General features: G+C 69.1%; 18 protein-coding genes and 1 pseudogene. 11 read left to right on the plus strand and 8 right to left on the minus strand.

The window, feature by feature from the left end; genetic code table 11:
• Window positions 1-202: 202 nt before the first annotated feature.
• The 5 genes from AFM16_RS36875 to AFM16_RS36895 are packed head-to-tail and all read left to right on the plus strand — an operon-like array spanning window position 203 to window position 3,291.
• On the plus strand, window positions 203-1,606 hold the full coding sequence (locus AFM16_RS36875) for a class I adenylate-forming enzyme family protein (protein ID WP_063754170.1): 1,404 nt from the start codon (window positions 203-205) through the stop codon (window positions 1,604-1,606).
• 26 nt (window positions 1,607-1,632) lie between these two features.
• Entirely contained in the window at window positions 1,633-1,839 is a 207-nt protein-coding gene (locus tag AFM16_RS36880) for a hypothetical protein (protein ID WP_143648532.1), read from the plus strand.
• 46 nt (window positions 1,840-1,885) lie between these two features.
• Window positions 1,886-2,086, plus strand: a complete 201-nt coding sequence (locus AFM16_RS36885; RefSeq protein WP_030797217.1) for an MbtH family protein — start codon at window positions 1,886-1,888, stop codon at window positions 2,084-2,086.
• A 9-nt stretch (window positions 2,087-2,095) separates the two neighbouring features.
• Window positions 2,096-2,659 carry a hypothetical protein gene (locus tag AFM16_RS36890; protein ID WP_030797215.1) on the plus strand — a complete coding sequence of 188 codons (564 nt, stop codon included), beginning with the start codon at window positions 2,096-2,098 and terminating at the stop codon, window positions 2,657-2,659.
• Window positions 2,656-3,291, plus strand: a complete 636-nt coding sequence (locus AFM16_RS36895) for a DUF6875 domain-containing protein (protein WP_078636605.1) — start codon at window positions 2,656-2,658, stop codon at window positions 3,289-3,291. Before AFM16_RS36890 ends, AFM16_RS36895 begins: the two co-directional genes overlap by 4 nt.
• Window positions 3,292-3,355: 64 nt before the next feature.
• Here the strand turns inward: AFM16_RS36895 and AFM16_RS36900 are convergent, their stop codons facing one another.
• Window positions 3,356-10,222, minus strand: a complete 6,867-nt coding sequence (locus tag AFM16_RS36900; protein WP_107419227.1) for a glycoside hydrolase domain-containing protein — start codon at window positions 10,220-10,222, stop codon at window positions 3,356-3,358.
• Window positions 10,223-10,490: 268 nt separating this feature from the next.
• Here AFM16_RS36900 and AFM16_RS36905 point away from each other — a divergent pair, with 268 nt between their 5' ends.
• The 3 genes from AFM16_RS36905 (at window position 10,491) to AFM16_RS36915 (ending at window position 12,211) form a co-directional block, all read left to right on the plus strand.
• The gene (locus AFM16_RS36905) at window positions 10,491-10,937 is read left to right on the plus strand and encodes an ankyrin repeat domain-containing protein (protein ID WP_078636607.1); all 447 of its coding nucleotides are present in this window, start codon (window positions 10,491-10,493) and stop codon (window positions 10,935-10,937) included.
• Between the two features lie 46 nt (window positions 10,938-10,983).
• Window positions 10,984-11,655 (plus strand): LysE family translocator, encoded by a 672-nt coding sequence (locus AFM16_RS36910; protein WP_078636608.1) that lies wholly within the window; start codon window positions 10,984-10,986, stop codon window positions 11,653-11,655.
• A 100-nt stretch (window positions 11,656-11,755) separates the two neighbouring features.
• Window positions 11,756-12,211, plus strand: a complete 456-nt coding sequence (locus AFM16_RS36915; RefSeq protein WP_078637237.1) for a GNAT family N-acetyltransferase — start codon at window positions 11,756-11,758, stop codon at window positions 12,209-12,211.
• A gap of 99 nt (window positions 12,212-12,310) precedes the next feature.
• Here the strand turns inward: AFM16_RS36915 and AFM16_RS36920 are convergent, their stop codons facing one another.
• Together AFM16_RS36920 and AFM16_RS36925 are read right to left on the minus strand one after the other, a co-directional pair.
• Window positions 12,311-12,676, minus strand: coding sequence for an iron chaperone (locus AFM16_RS36920; RefSeq protein WP_078636609.1), 366 nt, complete (start codon window positions 12,674-12,676; stop codon window positions 12,311-12,313).
• Window positions 12,677-12,719: 43 nt separating this feature from the next.
• Entirely contained in the window at window positions 12,720-13,226 is a 507-nt protein-coding gene (locus AFM16_RS36925; protein WP_245177906.1) for a MarR family winged helix-turn-helix transcriptional regulator, read from the minus strand.
• A gap of 135 nt (window positions 13,227-13,361) precedes the next feature.
• Between AFM16_RS36925 and AFM16_RS36930 the strand changes: the two genes are divergently transcribed.
• The 3 genes from AFM16_RS36930 to AFM16_RS36940 all read left to right on the plus strand — a co-directional run bounded on the left by AFM16_RS36930 (window position 13,362) and on the right by AFM16_RS36940 (window position 15,052).
• The gene (locus tag AFM16_RS36930) at window positions 13,362-14,117 is read left to right on the plus strand and encodes an SDR family NAD(P)-dependent oxidoreductase (protein ID WP_078636611.1); all 756 of its coding nucleotides are present in this window, start codon (window positions 13,362-13,364) and stop codon (window positions 14,115-14,117) included.
• A 156-nt stretch (window positions 14,118-14,273) separates the two neighbouring features.
• Window positions 14,274-14,765: a DUF2975 domain-containing protein gene (locus AFM16_RS36935; protein ID WP_078636612.1), complete on the plus strand. Its 492-nt coding sequence runs from the start codon at window positions 14,274-14,276 to the stop codon at window positions 14,763-14,765.
• On the plus strand, window positions 14,765-15,052 hold the full coding sequence (locus tag AFM16_RS36940) for a helix-turn-helix domain-containing protein (protein WP_078636613.1): 288 nt from the start codon (window positions 14,765-14,767) through the stop codon (window positions 15,050-15,052). Before AFM16_RS36935 ends, AFM16_RS36940 begins: the two co-directional genes overlap by 1 nt.
• 269 nt (window positions 15,053-15,321) lie before the next feature.
• On the opposite strand, the gene AFM16_RS36945 is transcribed toward AFM16_RS36940, so the two are convergent.
• The 5 genes and pseudogenes from AFM16_RS36945 to AFM16_RS36965 form a co-directional block, all read right to left on the minus strand.
• Window positions 15,322-15,912: a DUF6461 domain-containing protein gene (locus AFM16_RS36945; protein ID WP_245177907.1), complete on the minus strand. Its 591-nt coding sequence runs from the start codon at window positions 15,910-15,912 to the stop codon at window positions 15,322-15,324.
• A gap of 424 nt (window positions 15,913-16,336) precedes the next feature.
• A complete protein-coding gene (locus AFM16_RS36950; RefSeq protein WP_078636614.1) occupies window positions 16,337-16,804 on the minus strand; it encodes a hypothetical protein in 468 nt (155 codons plus the stop codon).
• A pseudogene (locus AFM16_RS36955) lies at window positions 16,801-17,725 on the minus strand (IS256 family transposase); the annotation flags it as partial. The pseudogene AFM16_RS36955 and the gene AFM16_RS36950, both read right to left, overlap by 4 nt.
• A 187-nt stretch (window positions 17,726-17,912) precedes the next feature.
• Window positions 17,913-18,353, minus strand: a complete 441-nt coding sequence (locus AFM16_RS36960; protein WP_030797187.1) for a VOC family protein — start codon at window positions 18,351-18,353, stop codon at window positions 17,913-17,915.
• 221 nt (window positions 18,354-18,574) lie between these two features.
• Entirely contained in the window at window positions 18,575-18,988 is a 414-nt protein-coding gene (locus tag AFM16_RS36965) for a hypothetical protein (protein ID WP_078636615.1), read from the minus strand.
• Window positions 18,989-19,025 lie beyond the last annotated feature (37 nt).

Raw genomic sequence — 19,025 nt, forward strand, 5'->3', positions numbered from 1 at the left:
GTCGGCGCACCTGAAACTCCCTTGTGAAGGGCCGGTGAACCTTCGTGAGGGCCGGGGCGGAGACAACCAGCAGCGCAGGACGGACGTCTCTTGTCCATGGAGGGGCGGGCGCTTGCCCGTCGTTTCCGGGCAGTGTTAGTTTCGCCCTCACTGAATGTCGGATCGCATGTTTCCCGGACCTGTTTCTCAAAAGGAAGCCTGTATGGCAAAGACATGGTGGGGAAGTCATCTGCTGAGCCGGGGCGCGGACGACGAGATATGGGCTGTTTCCCGCGCACCGGTCACCCGAGGGCAGTTACGCACGGCGGTCGCCGATCTCGGAAAGCTTTTTCGCGACCACGGAATCGGGGAGGGAAGCTCGGTTCTTCTGAGAATGAAGCCGAGTTTCACCTATCTACAGGTGCTGCTCGCCCTGTGGAGTCGCGGGGCGCAGGTGGTCCTGGTCGACTTCCGGCTGAAACCGGCCGAGTACGAGCCGCTGACCGAGCTGGTGCGTCCGCAGTACCTCGTCGTCGCGGCGGGCGCCGGCGGGCCGGTGGCCGGATTCCGGCAGGAGTCCGACTTCACGGTCCTGCGGATGCCCGACGGCCGGCCCGCCGTCGACGGAGTACGCCTGGTGCAGTTCAGCTCGGGCTCGACCGGACGGCCCAAGGTGATCGGCCGCCCCGCGGACTCCGTGCTCGCCGAACTCGACCGGCACAGCGCACTTCCCGGAATCCCCGGCAGGGGCGACCGCCTGATGCTGCTGAACTCGGTCATGCACAACATGGGCCTGGTCAGCGGCGTCCTGCACGCCCTCGCGGCCGGGGCGACCCTGATCGTCCCGCCGACACTCCGCCCGGCGGAGGTGGTGCGGCTGATGGCCTCCACCGAGACGACCGCCGTGTACGGCACACCCGTCCACCACGAGCTGCTGTCCCGCGTCGGGGACCGGCCCGAACTGCCCGCGCTGCGGCTCGCGGTGTCCGGCGGCGAACGGGTGCCGCAGGAGACCTACGACCGGTTCCGCGCCCGCTTCGGCCTGCCCGTCAGCCCGGTCTACGGCCTCACCGAGATCGGGCTGCTCGCGGGCGACCTGTCCGGCACGACCGTGCCACCGGAGGTGGGGCCCCCGGTGCCCGGCGCCGAGGTGAAGGTCGCCGGCGAGGAGCTGTACGTCCGCATGGACCGGTCACCGTACCTGTACGGCGATCACGCCGACCGCTTCTCGGACGGCTGGCTGCGCACCTGTGACCGGGTCCACCAGGACCCGGCGACCGGGGTCCTCACCCTGCTCGGCCGGGCCGACTCGCTGGTCGTGGTCGGCGGACTGAAGGTCGACCTCACGGAGGTCGAGACCGCCCTGCTGGCCCATCCTCGGGTGACCGAGGCCGTGGTGACACACGATCAGGTCGTCGAGGCGTTCGTAGGAGCCGACGAGACGGTGACCGCCGGCCATCTCACCGCCTGGTGCCGGGAGCGGCTGAGTCCCGTCAAGGTCCCCAAGCGGTTCGTCGTCACGCGGCTGCTGCCGCGGAACTCGATGGGGAAGCTGATCCGCGACCCCGCGCTCCTGCACGAGCACATCACGTCGGAACTCACTTCGCAGGCACAGGGGGGCCGTTGATCTCGAAAGACGACATCAGAGCGATATTGACCGACAGCGCGGGGCTCGGACCGCCCGAGGAACTCTCCGACGACAGCGAGCTGGTGATCGACTCGTTCACCCTGATCGTCCTCCAGCACGGGCTGGAGGAGCGCCACGGCGTGGTCATCGACCCGCAGTTCGAGGACATGGGCCTGTTCACCTCTGTCGACGGCATCCACGCGTACGTGACGAGGGCTCTGGAAGAGCAGTGACGAGTCCGTCCCACCCCGCCCCGACCGCCACACGCAGGGAGCAAGGATGAGCAACCCCTTCGAGAACCCCGACGGAACGTTCCTCGTGCTCGTCAACGACGAGGGCCAGCACTCGCTGTGGCCCGCGTTCGCCGAAGTGCCCGCCGGCTGGACGGTCGCGCTCGGCGAGAGCGACCGGCAGACCTGTCTCGCTTACGTCGAGAAGCACTGGACCGACATGCGCCCGCTGAGCCTGGCGCGCCGATAGGAGACCGCGATGGACGACGCCGCTTTTCGGCAACTGCTGTTGAGGGAGGAGGATCTGGAGGAGTCGTTCTTCGGCGAGGAACCGAGCGCCGCCTACGATCCGGCGTACGTCTCCGGCGACGAGTCGGGGCGGGCCATCGTGGACCTGACGAACATGCTCACGCACGGCACGCACCCCGACACGACACACCACGCCTCCGCACTGTTCACGAACGTCGTCGGGTCCGTCGTCTTCCACCATGTCGCCCAGTTCGGCAACGGCGCCTGCCGGCAGGTGTACGAGCAGCTCCACGACGCGGTGCGCGCATGCGAGCGGTACCGGATGGAACTGAACGATGGCGTCCAACTCGACATCAGCAGAGTGGACTTGGCGCCGATCGAGCTGGGGGACGGCGGCTTCGTGGTGCGCTGGCTGTCCACCGTCGACCACTTCCGTATCGAGACCGCCTGGGCGATCGTCACCAAGGACGACGTCCTGACCTTCGTCAACACGCGTATCCCGGACGAGTGGGAGATCCACCGGCTCGCCCGCACGGCAGTCGACCGCGTCGCCGACCTGACGGGTACACCATGACGTCGTCCACCGCGGCCGCCGTCGACCTCGCCTCCGCGCTGGACACGGTCGAGACCTGGCTGACCGAGTACATCTCCGCATCCCATCCGGAGATCGGCCGCACGGGGCCGATCTGCCCGTTCGTGTCGCCCTCCCGCAAGAACCGGACCATGGAGATCCGTCTGCGGCTCGTCGGGCCGGCGCCGAGCCGCGAGCTGGTGGAGGAGATCGCCCGCAGCAGCCTGCGGGAGTACGAGCTGACGACCTGGCAGGGCAGGAACCCCATGCTCCAGGCCATGGCGGTCGTCCTCCCCGATCTCCGCGGCGAGGACACGGCACTGCTCGACCAGGCCCAGGCCCGGGTGAAGGACGACTTCGTGGAACGGGGCCTCATGATCGGCCAGTTCCACGAGAACTGCGAGGTGACGGCCGCACGCAACCCCCGCTTCGCGGTGAGCCGGGCACCCGTGCCCGTCCTCGCCATCCGCGCCATCGCCCTGCACGACGTCTTCTTCCTGTCCGACCGCCCGCACTGGTTCGCCAAGTACCGTGAGAAATTCGGCAAGTTCTACGGACCGGGCTCCACGCTGATGGACCCGCTCCTCGCGGAGCGCTACCAGGAGGCAGAGCAGGCGTTCGGTGGGCGTTCGTAGACGGAGACGGCTGTCGATGGCCCTCCGGTTGAACCACCGTGGCTCAACCAGAGGGCCATCGACGCTACTTCACGAGCAGTCCCTCCCATTCCGACGCCGGTGACCAGAGTTCGTTGCCACTGGTTGCGACCGTCCGGTGATCGCTGCTCGTCGGATGGAACCCGATCGCGTACGTGCGGGTGAACGAACCGTTGGCCGACGTCACCTTGATGGTGCGGGTGGTGAGCCGGGAGCCGTTCGGCGACAGGACCGTGCTGCCGTCGCTGACCTTCACCCGGGCGCCGGGCTGTGCCGGTACGGCGGAGACGGCCGGGATCCTCTTGTTCCTCGGCCAGTCGACGACGTACGTGGACACGTTCGGGTCGAACCCGTCGATCGCCACACCTCCCACGGTGATCGCCGACGCGTCGGCGACACTGGCCTTGGTGGCGTCCGCGAAGTTCGTCACCGTGACCGAACCGTCGGCGCCCACGACCACCGTCGCCGACATCGCCGCCGCCAGGTTGATCCGCTGCCAGCTCGCCTCGCCCGCCGAGGTGAGGTCGAGGGGATAGCCGGAGTCCGTGGCGGTCTGCTCCAGGACCTGGGTGCGCTGTTCGGCGGTGAGGTCCGGGAAGGCCGTGATCAGCAGGGCCGCCGCGTCGGACGGCGCCCGCAGAGCCTGCCCGGCCTTGCCGGCCTGCGAGAAACCGTAGGTCAGACGCCGGGTGTACAGGTCGACGCTCTGCGCCCTGCTCAAGCCGGCGTAGGAGTCGCCCTCGCAGGCCGTGAGCGTGCTGCCGTACCCCTCCTTCTCGCACTGCGCGAGCAGGACGCTCTCGATCTCCGTGTGGGCCTGCTTCAGCAGATCCGCGAACTCGGGATCCGCCCACCGGTGCGCGACGGTCGCCTGCGCCGAGATCCGGCCGCCCATGACGTCCAGCGGGTAGTGGAACCCGAGGACGACACGGTTGTCGCCGTACTCCGAGGTGCGCGCGAGGATCGACGGCGCCAGCTCGGGCAGGAGCGTGGCGAGGATCGTACCCGCCTCGTAACCGCCGTAGGTGTGCCCGCTCGGGTACGAGCCGCTGGTGGCGAGGCCGCCGTACGAGCCGTTCTGCGACTCGTAGACATGGCCGCCGTCGCCGACGAACCCGAGCCGCACGTACGGGCGCAGATAGCCGAAGCGGTTCTTCGCCGCGTCGCCCTTGTCGAGGTTCTTCGTGACGCGGGAGAACAGGGCGCTGGTCTTGGGCAGTTGGCCGTTCTTCAGGGCCTCGCTGTACATCGGGCCGAGCCGGGAGCCGAGGCCGTCGGCCATGGTGACGGTGGAGCTGTTCGTCGCGTCGATGTCGGCCCGGTCGACGTCCTTCTGCGTCGCCGCGTTGTTGATGCGTACGGCGATCCGGTCGTTCTCCGCGGTCAGCGAAGCGCCCTGGGGCTGCTTGCTGTTGGCGCCGAGGATGCCGGGGCCGAGGTCGGTGAAGCCGTCGAGGAGGCTGGTGAAGTAGTCGGTGCCGTCGCCGGATCCGGGCCACTTGTCCGATGCGTAGGTCGCGTTGAGGACGTCGTCGGGGAAGGGGGACGGTTCGTAGGACGGGTCGGAAGCGGTGTTTGCTCTCGTGGGCTCAGGGTTGTCGTCCGAGGTTCCGGCCAGGGTGACGGCGGTGACGGTCGCCGTGTGCGCCTTCGCCCTGCCCTTCGTCGCGAGCACGGCCGTGTGGGTCGTGGCGGAGACGTGTGTGGTGGTTCCGTCGCCGAGGGCCACGGTGTAGCCGAGGACCGGGAAGCCGCCGTCCCCGGCCGGCCGCCAGTCCACGCGGACCAGCTCGCCGTCGGTGAACACACCCGTGACGCCCGGCTTCTGCGGCTTGCTCCCGCCGGTCACCACGGGTGCCGTGGGCGGGCTCGGCTGCGAGGTGCCGACGGCGTTCACCGCGCGGACCCGCGCCGTGTACGGCTTGCCGGACGGCAGCCGGGCGAACGTCGTGCTGCGGCTGTCCGGATCGCGGATCTCGACCTGGTGGCCGTCGTCCAGGGTGACCCTGTAGCCGGTGACCGGCGAACCGCCGGTGTCACGAGGCGCGGACCAGGCGACGGTCACGCTCGTGCCCGCCGAGGTCGCCGACACCGCGTCGGGCGCGGCCGGCACGGCCTTGGGCTTGGTGACGAGCGCGGACAGGGCACGCTGGAGGGCGCTATGGCGATCCGTCAGGGTCGCGTCCGTCGCCTTGTCGTCCGCCACCGTGGTCTTCGCCTCGGCGAGTGCTTTGCTGAACGCCTTCCACGACGCCTCCGTGTAGCGGGAGTTGTCGATGAGTGAGGCGGTCGTGACCAGGTTCTCCAGGCGGAGTCTCGGCAGCGGGACCAACTGCTGGGCGGCGAAGGTCAGGCTGCGGGTCAGGTTGTCGACTTCGAGCTGGCCAGCGCCTTCGGCGTCCAGGAGGGTGCGGGCGGCGGCGAGTTCGCGCCGGAACACACCGAAGTCGATGGTGGTGTAGCGCGCCGCGTCGGCGGAGAGCCCCTCGTACCGCTCGATCGCCTTGCGCAGGGCGGACTTGTCCGTGACGGCGGGCGCCGCCACGTGGGCGAAGGTGATGCGGCCCAGATTCGCGACGTACGGGTGCGAGGAGTCCGGCGTCGTCGTCAGCCGCAGATGGACCGAGTGCCTGCCCGTGATCGCCGTGGGCAGGGTGAGGCTCGTCGTCCCTCCGGACGACCACGCGGACCCGGTCACCGGCAGCGGGACGGTCGCGTACGGCGTCCCCGGACGGGCCGGGTCGAAGGAGTCCAGGTAGAGCTGGACGGCCGAACCTATGCCGCAGCGCGCGGAGTTGTTGACGTAGGTGAGGGTGACGGTGTTCTTCGGGGAACCGCCGAAGTCGATGTCCCCGTAGTCGAGCCAGGCCCCGTCGTAGGTGCCGCCGAGGTTGGTGGTGGAACCCGCGCCGCTCCAGCCGACCGGCTCGCTCTTGAGGCCGCCGCCGCTGTGGGAGCGGAACGCGGTGGCGTCGAAGCCCGCCGGTGCGTCGGCCTCCTGAGTGAGCGTCAGCGCGTAGATGTTGCCCACATAGGGCTGCGACGACGAGTGGGTGCCGGAGACGAAGGTGGCGTACACGTCCTGGACGCCGGTGAAGACGCCCGGGTCGAGGTCCACGCTCGTGGTGGCGATGGTGCCCCAGCCGGATCCGGTGTAGTCGAGGGGGACGGCGACGGTCTTCGGGCCGTCCCGCGAGCCGAGGCGCAGCTCGATGTGCGAGTCCGAGGCCGCGCGCGACTGGGGCTTGTCGTAGCGGACGGTGACGGTGTCGGCGCCGTTGCGGAGATCGGTGTCCTTCCACTCGGCCCACGCGCCGTTCGTGACGTTCTCGAAGATGCCGTTCGAGAGGTTGAGCGGCGCCGAACCGCCGCCGGTTGTCGTGCTGTTGACCGCGGTCAGTGTGGCGAGCGTGGTGGCGGGGGAGGAGGGGACCTCGTACGGCGAGAACTGGTACCAGTCGAAGTTCGACACCCACTGCTGCCCGGCCGGCGCGTGGAACACGAACGTCGCACTGGAGGCGCGCAGCAGGGCGTCCGGGTCGGTGACGGCCGCCTGCACGGTGCTGTAGTACTGCCAGCCGCCCGTTCCGGGAAGCTGGACGGTGGCGACGACGGGCCCGTCCGCGGCGCCGGCGTGGATGTCGACGCTGCTCGGCTTCGCGGTCGTGGCCTGCGAGTTGGCGTAGCGCACCGACACGGACCGCGGGGCGACCCCGCCGAAGTCCAGCTTGGCGTACCGCTCCCACGCTCCCTCGGTGACACCACCGAGGTTGCCGTCGGAGTTGTTCTTCTCCTTCGTGAGGCGGGGGCCTTCCATCTCGTCGGGGGACTCGGCCTGGAGGACGGCGTAACCGCCCTCGTCGATGGTGAGCGTGTCGACGGCCGACTCCAGCGCGTCCTGCGCCGCCATCAGCGTGCCCGTCGCCGACGTGGTGTCCGCGAGAACGGTCCGCGCGCGTTCGAGCGCCGAGCGGAACAACGTCCAGGAGCCGTCGGAGTAGTTGCCGCTGCGCACCAGGGACGCCTGATCGACCAGCGCGCGCAGCGACTTGCGGTGCACCGCGGCGGCGGAGACGAGGAGCGAATCGGTCGGGGACACCCCGGTGCCGCGCACGGTCGAGGCCGGAATGCCGTGAGCGAAGGCGGTATCGGCGAACGTGATGCCGATGCGTGCGTCGACCTGTGCTGTGCCGGTGAGCGAGAGCGTAGCTGTACGCGATCCGGTGACGCGCAGGTCGGCCCTGACTCCGCCCGGCAGGCCCGTCACGGTGGCCGCTCCGGTCTTCGTCAGGCTGGTTCCTTTGCGGGCGGCGAAGGACGCCGGACCGGACAGGGTGAGCTGCACGCTGCCGTCGAGGGTGCCGTTCTCGGTGGTGCCCACGGTGGTCGGGCGGGCGGAGACGACGGTGTCGCCCTTGCCCGTTCCCGCGCCGCCGCCCGTGTCACCCCCATGGGTGTCGAGCGAGTAGGCGGGCTCGGTGCGCGTGCCCCACTGCGAAGGCTTGGAACCCATGGTGAAGTCGAGGGTTCCGCCCGAGACGATGTGCGCGTAGTCGAGCCAAGTGTTGCCGAACCGCTTGCCGTTGAGGGTCGCGCTCTGCACGTAGTAGCTGCTCGGCGACACCCCGTCGGCCTTCACCGTGAACCGCGAGCCGTTGGCGTAGGTGATCGTCGTGGAGTCGAAGAACGGGCTGCCGATCTGGAACTGGCTCGAACCGGCGGTCACCGGGAACAGACCCAGGGCGGCGGCGACGAACATGGTCGACATGGTGCCGGCGTCGTTGTCCATGGTCGGCAGGAAGCCGTCCGGGGCGAGCTTGTAGACCTTGGTCTTGATCGGCGGCCTGAACTCGCCGCCGGAGCTGGGGGCTTCGTTGGTCGAGCCCGTCGCGATGTAGCGGTTCCAGGTCGTGCCGGTGTAGATGGCGCGTACCCACTTCTGCGTCAGGCTCGGCTCACCTGTGTAGTTGAAGAGGTACGGGGCCTGAAGGTCGATCTCGTTCGCGTTGGAGTGCAGCATGGTCGAGCCGTCGTCGGCGCCGGAGTCCTCGCCGAACAGGTGTCTGACCGCGGCCTTGCCGGCCTTGTCGCCGCCCATGGCCTTGATGAGGCCGCCCATGTCGTACGCGTCGTACCAGTGGTACTGCCAGAGCGTGCCCTGGTAGAGGCCGGCCGCCTCGAACTTCTCGTAGTCGGCGCTCTGCCAGGCCCCGCCCGTCGCGCGCGGGGTGAGCAGACCCACCTTCGTGCCGTCGGCGGCGGTCCAGGCGCCGGGCTTCACGAGGTTGTCGATCGCCATCGTCGCCTGTGTGCGCAGCTTCTTCGCGTCCGCGTCCTTGCCGAGCGCGTCGGCGATGACGGACAGCGCCCACTGGTCGTAGCCGCGCTGCACGGTCGTACCGGGATCGCCGCTGACGTAACCCTGCCGCAACTGCGCGCCCGTGTAGTACCCGGAGTACGACAGCAGCGCCGGGTACGCCTCGTCGAGCCGGTCGAAGTTCTTGAAGCCCTTCGACAGCGCGTCGGCGACCAGCACGGCCGAGCGCTCCCACCGCACGGTCGGCACCGAGTGGGTGAGGCTGCCCAGGCTCTTGCCCGAGGCGCGCGCGTCGGCGAAGAGCACGACGAGCGACTGCACCATGTCCCGGTAGGCGGCCGGGTCGATGTACGCCTCGACCGAGTACTTGCGGAAGTCGTCCCAGGTGGACCAACCGTCGTAGTACGTGAACCCGTTGGCCTTGTGCACACGGCCGTCCACCCCGCGGTACGTCCCGCTGGTGCTGGTGGCGTTCACCGGCAGCGCGTACATGCGGTACAGGTGCGTGTAGAACTGCTTGGTGAGCGTCGCGTCGGGATCGGACTTCGCCGAGGAGCGCACGTCGACGGCGCCGAGCGCGCTGTTCCAGGCCGCCTTGGTCTGCGCGCGGGCCTGCTCGAAGGTGAGCCCGCCCACTTCACTGCGCTGGTCGGCCGCTGCCTGTTCCTCGCTGATCGGCGACAGCGTGATGCGCAGCTCGATGTCGTCCGCGGCGGCCGCGTCGAACCCGAGCACGGCGCCGGTGTCGGTCCCCTCCTGCGCGGTCGCGTCGCTCAGCCGGCCGTCGCCGCCCCAACTCTTGAGCGAGGCCACGGGAACGTTCGTGGTGGCCGCGTAGAACAGCTTGTACGAGGCGCCGTTGAACGATCCGGCGACGAGCCCGGTGATGGACGTGGTCCCGTCCGCGAGCGTCGTCGCCTTCAGCGTCGAGCGGGTGCGGCTGGTGAAGTTGTTCGCGAGATCGAGGACGAGCTGCGGGTTCGACCCGGCGGGGAAGCTGAACCGTTCGAGCGCCGTGCGGGTCGTCGCGGCCAACTCGGCCTGGATGGTGCCGGAATCCCGTTTCACCGAGGACGCGGTTCCGGAGATGGCCCCGAGGCCGACCTGGTAGTAGCCGGGCGTCGCGGTCTCGTCGTCGTGGCTGAACTCGTGGGCGTACGTGCTGGGGGCGGGGCGCTTGTCGTACCGCACGGAGGTCGGCACCACGAGCAGGTCACCACCGCCTCCCGAACCGCCGACGCCGTCGAGGTTCGTCGCGGTGAAGCCCGCGATGTGGTCCTCGTTGTAGTCGTACCCGGTGTGGTTACGGCCCGGCGTGGTCAGCGGGTTGACTTTCGCCAGCCCGTGCGGCGCCTGCGCGCCGGGCAGATCGTTGCCGTCATCCCCGGCGGTGGACACGAACGGGTCGACGAGACGCGTGTAGTCCGTCCCCCCGGCCCCCGCAGCCGGGGCCGCCGCGACGGGCACCGCCGACGCCGTACCGCCACCCGCGAGTGCGGCGACACCGAGCGCCCCGGCGAGCAGCGCGGCGATGGTTGCGCGCAGGGGGCGCGGGCGGGGATGGCACTGCGGGCGGGCGGGTCTCGGAGGGGCCACGGGTGGGTGGGCGAAGGGAGGGTGGGATCTGATCGGCACGTCAACCTCTCCAGCAGTTGTTGTTCAACGCACGCACGGGCGGGGCCTGTTGGATCTGACAACGTTGTCAGATCGCGCCCGAGTGGTACGACTCGGGGTGAGACGGAAGTGAGCGCCCAGCATCGCACGCCAACGCCGTTTTGCACCCGCTGAGTTCACCACATCGGTCATGAGACACGGGGGAGGCTTACGGAGGGCGACGGGCTCGTGATCGCTAGCCTGACGGACCATGAAGCAACGCCGGCAGAAGAAGCTCTCGCATCGTCTCTTCGAAGCGATCCTCACAGGGGACGGCAGAAGCACGAAGGCTCTGTTGCGCAGGGGAGCAGATCCGGACTGGAGGGATGGCGACGGCACCACTCCGCTGTACTTGGCCTCGGTGCAGGGTGAGGCCGAGATAGCCCGTCTGCTCTTGGAAGCCGGGGCTTCCCCCGACATCGAGAGCAGCGGCCCCGGCTCGGACGGCACACCGTTGTGTGCGGCCGCCTGCTGGGGACACACCGAAACGGTCCGGCAGTTGCTGGCACACGGCGCGGATCCCAATCTCCGCGAAGACCAGGGCACGGGCAGGACACCGCTGGAGTGGGCGGACGGCGGTCCGCACCCTGACACCGCCGAAGTGCTGCGGGCGGCAGGGGCGCAGCCATCGCCTCACCGTGCTGTCGGAACAATGTGAAGGTCTGCTCGCACGGCCGGGGGCCCGGGGATGTGAGACTGCAAGCGTGCTCATACAGTTCCTCACCGCCGCCGGTGTGCTGGCCGTGCTGACCGTGGTGCCCGGTCCGGACATGGCCGTCGTGACGAAGCGGGCCGTCTCGGCCGGATGGCGGGACGGTCTGCGGACGGTCGGCGGGATCACCACGGGCCTGCTGGTGTGGGGCGTTCTCACGGTCGTGGGTCTCTCTGCGGTTCTGGCTGCCTCCGCGACCGCGTACACCCTGGTCAAGCTGGCCGGGGCCGCCTACTTGGTCCTCCTCGGCGTCCAGGCACTGGTCCACAGCCGACGCGGCCAGGCCGCCGGGGATGACGGCAACGACCTGCCCGGCCCGCAGGCGCCGCACGCACGGACCGTGGGCACCCTCCCCGCCGCGCCCGTCCTCGGCAGTCCCTGGCGGACCGGTCTGATCAGCAACGTCTTCAACCCCAAGATCGCCGTCTTCTACACCGGCCTGCTGCCCGCGCTGGCCCCGGCCGGCCTGTCCCCGCACGCCGGTATGGCACTGCTGGTCCTCACTCACGCGCTGCTGACCGCGGTGTGGCTCGGCGGTTACGTGATGCTCCTGGCCAAAGCGCGCGCCTTCTTCCAGAAGCCCCGCGTGCGCCGGGCGATGGACCGGACCACGGGTGTCGTCCTCATCGGCTTCGGCCTCAAGGTCGCCACGACAGAGCCCTGACCTGCTCGCGCGTACCGTGAAGGAGCCGTCATGGGTTGTTGAGATGCTGTGGCCCATGACGAAGAGTGCGAAGGCGGACGGCACAAGGCCGGGCCGTCCCATGGACTGGGCGCTGCGTTCCGCGGAACCGGCGGATGTCGAGGCGGTCGCGGAGTTGCGGGCGGTGGTGATGCGCCCGGACCTGGAGCGATTGGGACGGTTCGACGAGCACAGGGTCCGGCAGCGGCTGCGGGATTCCTTCTCTGCGCACCACACGTCGATCGTCGTGGCCGATGACGCCTTCGCGGGCTGCGTGACGGTGCGGCCGGCGGAGGACGGCCGGTGGCTGGAGCACTTCTATCTCGCACCGCACCTTCAGGGCCGGGGCCTCGGATCGGCCGTGCTGCGCGCCGTGCTGGAACGGATCGATGCCGACGGCGTGCCCGTTCGTCTGAACGTCCTCCAGGGCAGCGCCGCCCGACGGCTGTACGAGCGCCATGGGTTCACGGTGGAGGCTCAGGACCCGATCGACGTCTTCATGGTGCGGCGGCCTGGTGCGGGCGTGTCGGCAATCTGACGAAGGGCCTGCGGATGTTCTTCGTGGGGCGCGATGTCCGCAGGCTCCGCCCACTGCCGGCCGCGCGTGCCTCGTGCGGAACCGATCCCCACCGCCCCCTCAGCAGATCGTGCCCGGGGCAGTCGCCACAGCCCTCAACAGGTCTCGCACCAGATCGAAATCGACGTCCCCCGGCTTGCGGAACCGCAGACAGCCCTTGCCCATGTCCCGTCCGCTCAACCGCTCCTCGAACGCCTCCCGAACGTCGCTCCGCATGAGGTAGAAGGAGATGTACTGCGTCTGGCTCGCGAAGGCGATCTCGGCGGCGCCGTCCCGCTGGTACGTCGGCATGCCGTATGCCATGACCTCGTCGAACCCCGTGAGCTCGGCTCGGCACAGTTGCCGCAGCCTGATCAGGGCGTCCCTGCGTTCCTCGGGCACCTCGGCCAGATACCCGACGACGTTTTCCGCACTGCTCCGCACCATGCGGTGAGCCTATTCCAGCCCGCCGACAACGCCATGCGCGCGCCTAACACTCCGCCGCGTCGGGGCCGATGACCTCGCGCTGTGCGGTCTGCGCGACGCGGGCGAGCAGCGTGCGCAGTTGCTCGGTGTCCTTGGCGTCGAGGTCCGTGAGCAGGCGCGCCTCGGCGGCGCCGAGCTTCTCGCGTACCTCCGCGAGACGGGCGCGTCCGGTGTCGGTGAGGAGCACCTGGCGGGCGCGACGGTCGCGGGGGTCGGGTTTGCGGGTGACCAGGTCGTGGGCTTCGAGGTCGTCGAGGAGGTAGGTCATCACCGTGCGGTCGAGGCTGACCTCTTTGGCCAGGGCGAGCTGGGAAGGCGGCTCGCTGCCGCCGGCCAGCGCGACCAGGACCAGGTAGCCGCGGGCCCCGCCGGGCAGGTCGGTGACGGAGTCGGTGGCGACGCGGCGGAAGGCCGCGGAGACCATGCGGATCGCCCAGCCCAGATCGGTGTCCAGCGTCAGGGGCTCCGCCTCGGCGCGCGGCTTCATGCTCTCGGACGTGGATGCGCTCACCGGCACATCGTACCGCATACGCTCATCGACAGATGTTCTTGCTGACAGAACATCTGCGATGCATAGTTGTTTGTGGAAGGGCGCCGGTCGTGATCCGCACCGCGCGCCGTGAGCACCACGGCAAGGAAGACCGCCATGAACGCCGGAACCACCGTTCTGCACGGCCGTACCGCACTCGTCACCGGAGCGACGTCCGGCATCGGCAAGGCCGTCGCCCGGAAGCTGGCCCGCCAGGGCGCGTACGTCGTCCTGCACGGCCGCGATCACGTCCGTGGCGCGGCCCTGGTCAAGGAGATCGAGACCGAGGGCGGCAGTGCCCGTTTCGTCGCCGCGGACCTCGCCGACGCCGATGACACGCTCCGCCTGGCCGCCGAGGCCGGAGCGGTGGACATCCTGGTCAACAGTGCGGGGCTGTACGAGTTCGCCCCGACGGCCGCGAGTGACGCCGCGAGCTTCGACCGGCAGGTCGCGGTCAACACGCGCGCGCCGTTCCTGCTGGTCGGTGCGCTGGCACCGGGCATGGCCGAGCGGGGACACGGCTCGATCGTGATCGTCGGCTCCAGCGCGGCCCGCATGCCCGCCCCGGTCGGCGCCGCCTACGCCGCCTCCAAGGCCGGCGCCGAGATCCTCACCCGCTACTGGGCGACCGAGTTCGGCCGGTCCGGGGTGCGCGTCAACACCGTCTCGCCCGGCCCCGTGCGCACCGAGGGCACGAAGGCCATGCTCGGTGAGCACGTAGCGATGCTGGACAGGACGAACGCCCGCGGCCGGGCCGGAGACCCTCGCGAGATTGCCGAAGTCGTGTCGTTCCTCGTCGGCGAGGCCAGCTCTTACGTCAATGGAGCGGTTCTGTTCGCCGACGGTGGCGAGCTGAGTGCGCTGCCCTCTTGAGGCGCCTCGCCATGAACTTCGTATCGCGCAAGCCGCAGGAGAGGAGGCGAGGGCATGCCGCCATGGGCGAGTCCGCGACCCGTCACCGACTCAGCCATTGCTCGATCTATCGATATTCGATAGATTCCCATCGTATCTCGATGGAAAGGTGGAGCAGTGGGAAAGCTGACAGTGCGCGCGCTGCGCGCCGTGCTCGTGGTGGTGCTCACCGGCACGGTGCTCGTACAGGCATTGATGGTGTGGGCGTTGGTCAGCGGGAACGACCCGGAGGACGGCTCGCTCCCGCTGACCCCGCTGCGCGTGATCACGATCCTGGGCATCGGGACAGTCCAGGTCGCCGTGGTCTGTGTCTGGCGACTGGTGACGATGGTGCGACGCGGAACCGTGTTCTCCCACGCCGCTTTCCGGTACGTGGACGTCATCATCGGCGCGATCGTCGCGGCTGCCCTCGTGTGGTTCGCGGTCACGGCCCTGAACGCGCCCGGCCAGCGGGACGACCCCGGTGTCACCCTCATCATGGGCGGGATCGGCGTGGCCATCCTGGGAATCGCGCTCATCGTGCTCGTGCTGCGGATGCTGCTCGCCCAGGCCGTCGCCCGCGACGTCGAAGCGACGCAGATGCAGGCCGAGTTGGACGAGGTGATCTGATGCCCATCGCCGTTGACATCGACGTGATGCTGGCCAGGCGGAAGATGTCCGTGGGCGAGCTTGCCGACCGCGTGGGGATCACGCCTGCCAACCTGGCGGTACTCAAGAACGGCCGCGCCAAGGCGGTGCGCTTCGCGACGCTCGCCGCGCTCTGCGAGGTGCTCGCGTGCCAGCCGGGCGACTTGCTTCGTTGGGAGGCGGAGGCGGAGGCGGAGGCGGAGGCGGAGGGGGAGGCGGAGGGGGATGCGGAGGCAGACGCAGAGGCGGCGGACACCGCGGTCGAATGAACCGTACCGGCCGACGCGTCATCGTCGATTCCGCCGGCCTTTGACCAACTCCGCGAGCATCTCGGGACCGTTCCCGTGCCTGATGGAACGCCTGGCCGAGGTGCCGGACCGTCGCGATCCTCTGGGGCGAAGCGGCCAGGGGCACGGAGCCGCAATTCACCACCCCGCAGGAGCTGCTGCCGCCGAAGGCGCACAGAGCGCCCCGGAAGTCGGCTCGACCTGGTCCACTACACCCCATCGCCGACACCGGCACCGCGCTGGGAAGCCCCTCACCTCTCAGCGGGCAGAGGCAGCAGACTGCCGCTCCAGCGTTCCTGACCCTCCCCGGCCGGCGTCACCCGCAGCCCGAAGGCTGCCTCGGCGAGAGCCAGGACGCCGTACAACGGAGCCGACTCCCCTGAAACGAGGCCGAGAGGGCGCATGAACGCATCGAGCCGGTGGGGATCCAGGCCGGTCCACTCGACCGGCTGAAGGGTGTGGAAGCCGACGACGATGTCGCCCCCGACCGCGTACTTGAACCAGTGCATCGGCTTGTCGTTGTAGTGAAGCGCGACTGCCTCCGTCCCCTCCGAGACCCTGGACAGCACCGCCTCGTCCAGCCCATGACTGCCGCCCTGCTCCCATGCCCAGGTCCACACACCGTCGACCCCGGTCGTCACCACCGGTTCGTCCTTGTCGAGGACGGTGTCACCGAAGTAGTCCTCCAGATCCAGGCGGTCGCGGAGGGCCGGCGTCTCGGGGTCCACCCCCATACGGGTCAGCAACTCGATGGGGGACAGGCCCTTGGCGAAGGTGAGCGTGTAGAAGGGGATGTCCGCGCGGAGAACGTCCAGGCCATGAGCTGCATCGGTACCCGTCATGCCCGGATCCTGGCATGCCGTGCTGACAGACTGACCACTGGTCGCAGTGCCGCGCTGGAGGCGATGCCGAACGGTGCCGGCCGGTACCGATGACGGCAGCCCAGGCGCACCGCGAGCTGCTCCGGATCACCATGGCGGGCCGAGACCGCACCGCCCCTACGAGCCAAGGCGCAGGCCGACGGCGGCATCCCTGCATTGCCACCCTGCTCTCAGCCGCCCCGCTCAAGTCAGTCTGCTCCGGTTGCCACGTCCCGAGGACGGTCGGCCGATGGGAGTCGCAGCGCGAGGAGCGCGACATCGTCGGCGCTGTCGGAGGCGAGGCCCGTGCGTCGGCACCGCCGGGCAGCCCGGCCAGGCAGTTTTGTCGGGCCGGGACTGGGCGTACTTGAGCGAGCAATAGTCATGAGTTGTGGGTGAGCTGTTTTCAGCTCTCGCTGCGGTGGTTGTGGCCGATCGTGGCAGTGTTACGGATCCGCTTGGTGCGGCCGGCTTTGGCGAGGATCTCGATGGCCTCGCTGTTCGTCCCGGCGGCGGTCTTGAGCTGGAGCCAGTTGGATGACGCGAGCAGGTCCTCCGGCTGCCAGGGCAGCTTGAGCGTGACGGCGCGGAAGAGTGACCACTCCCGCAGGCGCTGAGCCAGGAAGGGGTGGTCGATCGTGGCCTGGGTCATCGCCTGCGCCCACCCCTCGTAGGCGGGACCGGGGTAGAGGCCGGCGGCTCGACGGTCCAGGTGCCGCAGCACAGCGGACTGGGCCATCGTCTGGTCCGGATCACTGAGCACGCGGCTGACCAGGCTGACCTCGTTCGCGTCGGCAACGTGCTCCAGCTTGTCGAGGTAGGCCGCGAAGCGGACGTGCTCGTCCGGGTTCTGCAGGATGTCGTGGACGTTCATGCGGCCTGCTCCTCGCGCTCGACCAGGACGCCGTTCTCGAATCGTGCACCGGCGCGAACCAGGGACACCAGGTGGGATCCGGTGATCGTACGCCATCGGGCCTGAGCGGACTCGACCAACTTGAACACCATCGCGAGGGCGGCCGCCGGGCTGCCCGCGCCACGGGTGACCTTGGTGCGGAGCTTGACCGTGGAGAAGGTCGACTCGATGGGGTTGGTGGTCCGCAAGTGAATCCAGTGCTCGGCGGGGAAATCGTAGAAGGCCAGGAGTTCGCCTTCTCGGCGTGGGTGCGGTCCTCGGCGTTGTAGATCTCCTGCATCGCCTTCGTCGCGCCGGGCTGCGCGGACTTGGCAGGCAGTTCGCGACGTTGCGGGCTATGTGAACCCAGCACCTTTGCGGCCTGGCTGCCGGGAACACCCCGGCGAGTGCCCGCCACAGGCCCATGGCACCGTCGCAGATGACCAGCTCGGGGTCGCGCATCCCGCGCCGGCGACAGTCGCGCAGCAAATCGGACCACGACTCGGTCGACACCCGCAGGCCCTCGGCCAGGGCGATCAGCTCTTTCGTGCCGTCCAGCCGGACCCCGAGCAGGACCAGGACGCACGAGTGGGCCTGGCCCAGCCGGACCTTCGGGTGCACGCCGTCAGCCCACACGCAGACGAAGTCGCGATCCGACAGGTCCCGATTCTGGAAGGCAGCGTGGTCCTCGCTCCACTGCCTGGTCAGCCGTGTCACGGTCGCGGCCGACAGCCCGGCGGTGCCGCCGAGGAACTGCTCCAGCGCCGGGACGAAGTCGCCGGACGACAAGCCGTGCAAGTAGAGCAGCGGCAGCACTTCGGAGAGCTTCGGGGACTTACGGCACCACGGCGGCAGGATCTTCGAGGAGAACCGTTTGCGCTCGCCCGTCTCATCGTCGACGCGGTGGCGAGCATCCGGCGGGCGCCTTCCCGCACGATCTCATCGATCAGGGAACCGGACTGGGTGGAGCCGTCGTCGGTGACTGCGCTGAGCACGGGCGTGCCTTCCCGGAATCGATCCACAAGTCCTGAACATTGCTCACTTAAGCTTGGCGATGACCTTTTCGGCTGTCCGGTCCGGTTCCGTCCGGTCAGCCCAATTGTTCGGCCAGCCCGACGATGATGCCCTCCGGTCCACGGAGGTAGCAGAGCAGATAGCTGTCCTCGAACCGCGCGATCTCGCCGACGAGTTCGGCGCCGTGAGGGCGCAGCCGGGCAACGGTGTCCTTGATGTCGTCGACGGCGAACATGACGCGGTGCGTGCCCAGAACGTTGTGGGGCCGGTTGCGCGGTCCGTCGCTGATCACCGCGGGGCTGCGGTACTTCGCCAGCTCGAGCCGGCTGTGGCCGTCCGGGGTCCGGACCATCGCGACGTCACAGCGGACACCGTCGAGTCCGGTGCACTGGTCGGCGAAGGCACCCTCGATCTCCGCCCTGCCCTCCAGCTCCATACCGAGTTCCAGGAAGAACGCGACAGCGGCATCCAGGTCCTCTACGACGATGCCGACATTGTCCATCCGCTGAATCGCCATGCCGCTTTCTCCTTCTCCCTTGTACGGCCGGAGGTGGCCGCCCATGCTCCTGGGACGGAGCCGGTGGCGGGTTCTCGACATCCGCAGGGAAGCCATCCTGCACGGAGACCGGCACACGCAGCGCGCGGCTCGCCCTCGCCTGGCAGCGTTGTGTGGATTTCCCACCCGGTGCCCAGGACTTGTTCAGGGCTCTCCAGAGAGTGTCGCGCTGTCGCTCCGCCTCACTCGTCGTAGTAGTCGGCGTACCGGGCCGAGTACTCCTCGACGCCGAAGTCTTCGAAATCGCCCGCCTCTTCACACTCGAGCAGCCGCTCAAGAGCCGCTTCTGCCTCCGGCGTACCAAGGGCCGAGAGATACGTCTTCGTCTCGGTGAGCCCCCGTCCGCACAGCAACTGGACATCGATCGAACAGGCGGCATCCATGCTTGCGGTCTTCGCGTCCCAGATGAGGAGTACGTCCTCGGTGACCCCGGCATTGAACAACTGGACGCAGCAGAGCTTCATCAGCTCGGTGTCGCCCTCGCCCTGAGAGCGCCGCTCACGTTCCGTGTGGTCTTTCAACAGTTCGCGGATGTCGTCGAGGTCGGTGCCCACGGGGTGGAGACCGTAGCGCCGTATGCTCTCGTCGTCGTTCACCCGTGTTGCTCCCGCTCTCGATGTCGGCACCGCACTC

Origin of the sequence: Streptomyces antibioticus, assembly GCF_002019855.1 — a bacterium.
In the GTDB taxonomy this organism is placed as follows: Bacteria; Actinomycetota; Actinomycetes; order Streptomycetales; family Streptomycetaceae; genus Streptomyces; species Streptomyces antibioticus_B.

Coding starts and splice junctions, on each gene's coding strand:
- AFM16_RS36960 (WP_030797187.1), bottom strand. CDS start 18,353: ATGGCGATTCAGCGGATGGACAATGTCGGCATCGTCGTAGAGGACCTG.
- AFM16_RS36950 (WP_078636614.1), bottom strand. CDS start 16,804: ATGAACGTCCACGACATCCTGCAGAACCCGGACGAGCACGTCCGCTTC.
- AFM16_RS36945 (WP_245177907.1), bottom strand. CDS start 15,912: ATGACGGGTACCGATGCAGCTCATGGCCTGGACGTTCTCCGCGCGGAC.
- AFM16_RS36875 (WP_063754170.1), top strand. CDS start 203: ATGGCAAAGACATGGTGGGGAAGTCATCTGCTGAGCCGGGGCGCGGAC.
- AFM16_RS36920 (WP_078636609.1), bottom strand. CDS start 12,676: ATGGTGCGGAGCAGTGCGGAAAACGTCGTCGGGTATCTGGCCGAGGTG.
- AFM16_RS36885 (WP_030797217.1), top strand. CDS start 1,886: ATGAGCAACCCCTTCGAGAACCCCGACGGAACGTTCCTCGTGCTCGTC.
- AFM16_RS36895 (WP_078636605.1), top strand. CDS start 2,656: ATGACGTCGTCCACCGCGGCCGCCGTCGACCTCGCCTCCGCGCTGGAC.
- AFM16_RS36940 (WP_078636613.1), top strand. CDS start 14,765: ATGCCCATCGCCGTTGACATCGACGTGATGCTGGCCAGGCGGAAGATG.
- AFM16_RS36890 (WP_030797215.1), top strand. CDS start 2,096: ATGGACGACGCCGCTTTTCGGCAACTGCTGTTGAGGGAGGAGGATCTG.
- AFM16_RS36915 (WP_078637237.1), top strand. CDS start 11,756: ATGGACTGGGCGCTGCGTTCCGCGGAACCGGCGGATGTCGAGGCGGTC.
- AFM16_RS36905 (WP_078636607.1), top strand. CDS start 10,491: ATGAAGCAACGCCGGCAGAAGAAGCTCTCGCATCGTCTCTTCGAAGCG.
- AFM16_RS36930 (WP_078636611.1), top strand. CDS start 13,362: ATGAACGCCGGAACCACCGTTCTGCACGGCCGTACCGCACTCGTCACC.